This window comes from Mycobacterium asiaticum, assembly GCF_001668675.1.
Classification (GTDB): Bacteria; Actinomycetota; Actinomycetes; order Mycobacteriales; family Mycobacteriaceae; genus Mycobacterium; species Mycobacterium asiaticum_D.
Genome location: NZ_LZKQ01000170.1, coordinates 1 through 4,164 on the forward strand (window position 1 = coordinate 1; position 4,164 = coordinate 4,164).

General features: G+C 69.8%; 4 protein-coding genes and 1 pseudogene. 2 read left to right on the plus strand and 3 right to left on the minus strand.

Going from position 1 to position 4,164, the window contains the following annotated elements:
• Nucleotides 1-74 precede the first annotated feature (74 nt).
• Nucleotides 75-677, plus strand: a pseudogene (locus A9X01_RS14850) (WS/DGAT domain-containing protein); the annotation flags it as partial.
• Nucleotide 678: 1 nt separating this feature from the next.
• Here the strand turns inward: A9X01_RS14850 and A9X01_RS14855 are convergent.
• Entirely contained in the window at nt 679-1,284 is a 606-nt protein-coding gene (locus A9X01_RS14855; protein WP_065121503.1) for a winged helix DNA-binding protein, read from the minus strand.
• Nucleotides 1,281-2,912, minus strand: a complete 1,632-nt coding sequence (locus tag A9X01_RS14860) for a pyruvate, phosphate dikinase (protein WP_081282392.1) — start codon at nt 2,910-2,912, stop codon at nt 1,281-1,283. The genes A9X01_RS14855 and A9X01_RS14860 overlap by 4 nt, the downstream gene beginning before the upstream one ends.
• Before the next feature lie 114 nt (nt 2,913-3,026).
• On the opposite strand from A9X01_RS14860, the gene A9X01_RS14865 reads away from it, so the two are divergent.
• The gene (locus A9X01_RS14865; protein WP_065121505.1) at nt 3,027-3,536 is read left to right on the plus strand and encodes a DoxX family protein; all 510 of its coding nucleotides are present in this window, start codon (nt 3,027-3,029) and stop codon (nt 3,534-3,536) included.
• Here A9X01_RS14865 and A9X01_RS30520 read toward each other — a convergent pair.
• Nucleotides 3,520-4,164, minus strand: a 645-nt coding sequence (locus tag A9X01_RS30520; protein ID WP_216638917.1) for a hypothetical protein, incomplete at its 5' end; no start/stop codon positions are given. The two genes, A9X01_RS14865 and A9X01_RS30520, sit on opposite strands and share 17 nt — an antisense overlap.

Genomic DNA, 4,164 nt, shown 5'->3' on the forward strand with positions numbered 1-4,164 from the left:
CCGGGCCTGGCGTTCGTGGCTACCGGCGGCCTTAACCCGACTCCCAAAGGCACCAGCCCCGCCTCGGTGTCGACCGTGCGGTGCGCACGCTGGTGCGGCGGCGTGGACAGATACCCGGGCCCACGGTCACGGTCGGGGTGCTGGCCGCGGTGGCCGAGGCGCTGACGGAATGGCTTGGCGGTGAAACGGATTCGCTAGGTGCCGAAGTGCCGATGGCCAAACCCGGTGCGCCGCTGGCATACAACCATTTCGGTAGCGCTGTCGTGGGGCTGTACCCTGGTCTGCCGCGAGCTGAGCGGATGAATCGGATCGCCGGTGATCTAGCCGATGCGCGCCGGCGGTTCGAGCATCCCGCGGCCCGGGCGAGCGACCAGGCCTTCGCTGCAGTGCCCGCGGCGTTGCTGCGTTGGGGTGTATCGCATTTCGACCCCGACGTACGTCCGGCACAGGTGGCCGGCAATACCGTGGTGTCCAGCGTGTACCGCGGCGCGGACGACCTGCGCTTCGGTGGCGCCGCGGTGACACTCACCGCCGGGTATCCCGCACTGTCGAGTGTGATGGGCCTTACCCATGGGGTACACGGCATCGGCGACATGGTGGCGATCAGCGTGCACGCCGCACGATCGGCTGTGCCCGATATCGACGGCTATCTGCGGGTACTGGACGCGGCGTTGTAACTCACTGTGCGTCACCCGATCTGGCAGCCTCTTCGCGGGTCAACCCGACGGCCAGAATCAGTTCCTCATGCAACTCGAACCACACGGTGTGATAGGAGTCGATGAGCGGCCTTGTCAGCCAGGCGGTTTCGCCGCCTTTCACCTTGTCCAGAGCCGCGCTCAACTTGGCCGGATAGCCGGCCAGCCTCGGCAATTGCACGGCCACAGCTGCGGTGATCGGCAACACCCGCTCGTGTACCGCGTCGAGGCGGGCCAGCACGGCGGCGTCGTACCCGGCGTCGTCGTGATCGTTCGGTTGGCCGTCCCTAAGTTGCCAGTCGGTGACCAGCGCCTTGAAATCGGCATTCACCGAACGGAATTCGTCATATGCGGTAGCCAGGGCAGTCGCATCGGCGCCCTGGCGTTCGGCAGCCAGCCACTCGGCGAGCTGGGCTCGGCCCTCGGCGGTGATCCGCACGGTGGGGCCCTCGACGAGCAACCCGTCGGCGGCCAGTCGGCGCACCGTCTCGGCGACCGCCGTCTCGTCGGCGGCCAGGGTTGCGGCCAGGTCGGGCAGCCGCACCCGGCCTTTCAACCGGACCGCCTGCAGCACGGAGACCTCACTCATCGCTCGGCCCTCACGCGGATCGCATGCAACATGGTGATCAGTGGTGCGGGCGAGACAACGTCGGTGTGCCCGGCTTTCAGCGCCGCACGCGCCGCCGCCTCCGACGCGTCTGCCAGCTTGGGGTGGCCGCCACTCGGATGCGCGCGCAGTGGGCTGACGGCCATCGCGATGTCGGCCAGTTCGCGCAACTCCGGCGTGTCGTGCTGCGACCATCCCGTCAGCGCCAGAATCCCTTGGCGCACTTCGCCTTCGTAGCCGTCCACGGTGATCTGTCTGCCGGCCAGTGCCGCGGCTACCCCGTGACCGCAGCCGACCACGGCGACCCTGCCGAGCTCGCGGCTGACGACCGCCGCGTGGCTCGCGGCCCCACCGATCTCGGTGACGATGCCTTGCGCGGCAAGCATTCCCATGACGTCCTCGGGTCTGGTGTGGTCGCGCACCAGAATGACCGGTTCACCCCGGTCGGCGGCGCTCAGCGCCTCGTCGACGTCGGTGTACGCCGTGCCGGTCGCGACGCCCGGACACGCGGGCAAACCCTTGGCCAACAAGTTTGCCGCCAAGCGGCTTTCGGGCTGCAAGGCCGGCTGCAGCACCGCCTGGACGTCGGTCGGAGTGACCCGGCGCAGCGTCTCGGCGTCGTCGATGAGGCCCTCCCGGCGCAGCTGCAGCGCCAACCGAACCGCCGCGTGCGCCGGGCGCGCGGCGCCGCGCGTTTGCAGCAGCCACAATTTGCCGTCCTCGACGGTGAATTCGATCTCCTGCACATCTGCGTTGAGCCGCTCGAGGTGCTGGGCGGCCGCCATCAGCTCTTCGTAGACGTCCGGCAGCTCGGCGCGCAGCGCGGTGATCGGTTCCACGTCCACGAGGCCGGACACCACATCGTCGCCCTGGCCGCCGGCTAGCCACTCGCCGAACGGTTCGTCGGCGCCGGTGATCGGATTGCGAGACGACAGCACGCCGGCACCGGACTTCGGCACGTGGTTGCCGAAGACCATGGCCTGCACCACCACCGCCGTACCGCTTCGGTCGTCGAGGCCGTGGTGTTCGCGGTAGGCGATGGCACGGGGCGAATTCCACGAGGCGAACACGGCTTCGATGCCCGCCCGAAGTTGCGCATATGGATCGAGCGGGGGTTCCGGGCCGGCGTCGCAGCCCGACAGTGTGCGCCGGTAAAGCCGGCCGAACCGGCGGCGGGTGTCACGGCCGAACTCGGGGGTGGTGGCCGCGGCCAGCGCCTGCTCGACGGCGTCGTCGATACCCAGGTCCAGGATCGTGTCCATCATTCCGGGCATTGACTGGGTCGCGCCCGAACGCACGCTGACCAGCAGCGGGCGCGGACCTCGGCCGAACGTGCGGGAGGTTTGGTCTTCCAGCCAGCGGATCCCGTTCAGGACGTGCTCCCAGATCGCATCGATCGTCGGTCCCGGCTCGGCGAGATAACGCAGCCCGACTTCGGTGGTGATGCAGAACGCGGGAGGTACCGGCAAATTGTGACGGCGCATGGTGTCGATGCCATGGCCCTTGTTGCCCAGGATCTCTCGTGGCAGCTGCGCCCGGCCGTCGAGCAACACCACGGGGTCGCGCAGGGTGCCTGCTGAGGGGGCGTGGCGTCGCGCGAGACGAGCCATCCTTGCACCCCCTGGTCATTGCCGGAACGCCTGCAATGGTCCCATACGGGTGGCCAGGCCCGGCCGCTCCGCCGCTGCTGTCACAGCTATGCCCGATGCTCTAGTTTTGACCCTATGACTCCCTACGATCTCGGGTTGCTGATCCTGCGGCTGGTGTTGGGTCTCACCCTTGCCGCGCACGGTTTGAACAAATTCTTCGGCGGCGGGCGCATCCCAGGCACCGCCCGGTGGTTCGAAAGCATCGGGATGAAGCCGGGCAAGTTCCACGCCACCGTCGCCGCGTCCACCGAGACCGCGGCCGGGCTGGGGTTGGCGGCCGGGCTGCTCACCCCGATCCCGGCGGCGGGCTTCGTCTCGCTGATGATCGTCGCGGCCTGGACGGTGCACCGCGCCAACGGTTTCTTCATCGTCAAGGAGGGCTGGGAGTACAACCTGGTGCTGGCCCTGAGCGCGGTGGTCGTCGCCACCCTGGGGGCCGGGAAACTCAGCCTCGATTATCTGATCTTCGGCAAGAACTGGTTCGACGGCTGGCACGGTTTGGCGATCTCGCTGGGTCTGGGCCTGGCCGGTGCCATCGGCCAGCTGTTGATCTTCTATCGCCCGCCCGTCAAAGAAGCGGCTTAAGCCCGTCCCGGCCCAGCAGTAAGCCGCCGGTGCCGCCGGCGCCGGGCCCGCCCGGCGGTGTGCCGGTCCCACCGTTGCCGCCGTTTCCACCGTTGCCGATCAGCACGGCCCCATTATTCGAACCGCCGTTGCCGCCTCCGCCGCCGGCGCCGGAGCCGGCCCCGCCGGCGCCGCCATCACCGCCGTTGCCAATTGCCCCAGCCTTTCCTCCGGTGCCGCCGAGGCCGCCGATGGTGTTCGGGTTCGGGCCGCCCGCGCCACCGGCGCCCCCGGCGCCACCGGAGCCGTTGAGCAGACCGGCATTGCCGCCGGAGCCGCCCGCGCCACCGTGGGAGTTGAACAGCCCCTCGCCACCGTTGCCGCCGGTCCCGCCGGAGCCGAAGAGCAGCCCGCCGTTGCCGCCGGTCCCGCCGGTTCCGCCGGTCCCGTTGTTGGCGCCGCCGCCCTTGCCTCCCGCGCCGCCCGAAGGGCCGATGGACAGTAATCCGGCGTTGCCGCCCTGCCCGCCGCCGCCACCGGTGGTGAGGCCGTAACCGCCGGCTCCGCCCACACCGCCCGCACCGAAGAGCCCGCCGGAACCGCCCGACCCGCCGGCGCCGCCGGTGGTGGTGCCGAATCCGCCGACACC

What these genes read in the sequence shown, in the direction of transcription:
- A9X01_RS14860 (WP_081282392.1), bottom strand. Translation starts at nt 2,912, where the DNA reads ATGGCTCGTCTCGCGCGACGCCACGCCCCCTCAGCAGGCACCCTGCGC.
- A9X01_RS14855 (WP_065121503.1), bottom strand. Translation starts at nt 1,284, where the DNA reads ATGAGTGAGGTCTCCGTGCTGCAGGCGGTCCGGTTGAAAGGCCGGGTG.
- A9X01_RS14865 (WP_065121505.1), top strand. Translation starts at nt 3,027, where the DNA reads ATGACTCCCTACGATCTCGGGTTGCTGATCCTGCGGCTGGTGTTGGGT.